Source organism: Kitasatospora sp. NPDC059462, from assembly GCF_042749955.1.
Lineage (GTDB): Bacteria > Actinomycetota > Actinomycetes > Streptomycetales > Streptomycetaceae > Kitasatospora.
On sequence record NZ_JBHYUU010000392.1, the window covers coordinates 1 to 1,669 of the forward strand.

Genomic DNA, 1,669 nt, shown 5'->3' on the forward strand with positions numbered 1-1,669 from the left:
TGGTGCCGGTGGTGCCTGTCCGCCATGTGGGCCCGTCCTCGGGGGCCGGGGACGGCGGGGCCCCCCCGTCCCGGAGTACCCCCTGCCGGGACAGGGCGACGGCGGCCGGGGTGTACGGGGCCCGCCTTCGCGTCGACGCCTAGCTGAACGAGTCGCCGCAGGCGCAGGAGCCGGTGGCGTTCGGGTTGTCGATCGTGAAGCCCTGCTTCTCGATGGTGTCGACGAAGTCGACGGTGGCGCCGCCCAGGTACGGGGCGCTCATCCGGTCGGTGACGACCTTGACGCCGTCGAAGTCCTTGACCACGTCGCCGTCGAGCGAGCGCTCGTCGAAGAACAGCTGGTAACGCAGGCCGGAGCAGCCGCCCGGCTGGACGGCGACCCGCAGCGCGAGGTCGTCCCGGCCTTCCTGCTCCAGCAGGGCCTTGACCTTGCCCGCGGCGGCATCGGTGAGGAGGATGCCACCCTCTACGGTGGTCTCGTCCTTGACGGTCATCTGCTTACTCCCGGTCTTGACGACGGTCTGCCGCCAGTGCCAACCGACGGCCGCCCGGTTTCATTTCCCGGACGGCTGGATGATTTCGGAGGCCTCGTGACGGCGTGATTCCGTGGGCCGGGCGTGCACCCGCTCCCTCTACGCTCCCCATGCTCGCACACCGGCGGACACCGGTCACCGCCCGAGCGGACCGATCGGGGCGAACCGGCCACGCGGCGGCGCCCGGACGGCCAGGATGGTGGGCATGATCCTGCGCCCGGTTCAGGACACCGCCGCCGACGCGGAGGCCGTCCAGTCGCTCGCCCGTGCCGCGTTCGCCTCGCTCCCCGACGCCCCGGCCGTGACCGGCCCGCCCCGGCCCTCCGTCTACCAGCTGGCCCGGACCAGACACCTGGCGCGCACCGATCCGCAGGGCTGCTGGATCGCCGAGCTCGACGGCGAGCCGGTCGGCGCGGTGCTGGCGCTGCGCCGCGAGGGCGTCTGGGTGCTGGCGCTGCTGGTGGTGGTGCCGCAGATGCAGGGCAAGGGGGTGGGCCGGCTGCTGCTGGAGCGGGCGCTCGCGTACGGGCGCGGCTGCCTGCGCGGGATGCTGTGCGCCTCGCCGTCCCCGGCGGCCGTGCGCCGCTACCGGCTGGCCGGCTTCACCCTGTACCCGGCGATGCAGCTGACCGGGCGGGTGGACCGGTCCGGTCTGGTCGATCCGGGGGACATCCCGGTGCACCGGGGCAACGCGACGCACCTGCACCTGCTGGACTCGGTGGACCGGCGGCTGCGCGGCTCCGCGCACGGGCCGGACCACGAGCTGCTGACCGCCCACTGCGAGGAGTTGCTGATCGCGGACTCGCTGGCGGGCAGCGGCTACTGCTACCGGGACGGCGGCGAGGTGAAGCTGCTGGCGGCCACCTCCAAGCGGATCGCCACCCGGCTGCTGCGCGAGGCGCTGGCCCGGGTGCCGGAGGGGGTGGAGGCGCGGGTGGAGGCGCTGACCGCGGAGCAGGAGTGGGCGCTGGACGTCGGGCTCGAAGTGGGGCTGACCGTGGAGACCCGCGGCTACCTGGGCCTGCGCGGGATGCGCCCGCCGGCGCCGTACGTGCCGAACGGCGGGCTGCTGTAGCCCTCGCGAGCCCCCGCGCGGGCCCCTCCCGACGACGGACCCCCGCCGGGCCGGGGCCGGGC

Annotated in this window: 2 protein-coding genes; one reads left to right on the top strand and one right to left on the bottom strand. The window is 74.7% G+C overall.

The window, feature by feature from the left end:
• Nucleotides 1–139: 139 nt before the first annotated feature.
• The gene (locus tag ACFXAM_RS38685) at nt 140–493 is read right to left on the bottom strand and encodes an iron-sulfur cluster assembly accessory protein (RefSeq protein ID WP_350549538.1); all 354 of its coding nucleotides are present in this window, start codon (nt 491–493) and stop codon (nt 140–142) included.
• Between the two features lie 244 nt (nt 494–737).
• Between ACFXAM_RS38685 and ACFXAM_RS38690 the strand changes: the two genes are divergently transcribed.
• Nucleotides 738–1,607, top strand: a complete 870-nt coding sequence (locus ACFXAM_RS38690; RefSeq protein WP_380298621.1) for a GNAT family N-acetyltransferase — start codon at nt 738–740, stop codon at nt 1,605–1,607.
• The last annotated feature ends 62 nt before the right edge of the window (nt 1,608–1,669 follow it).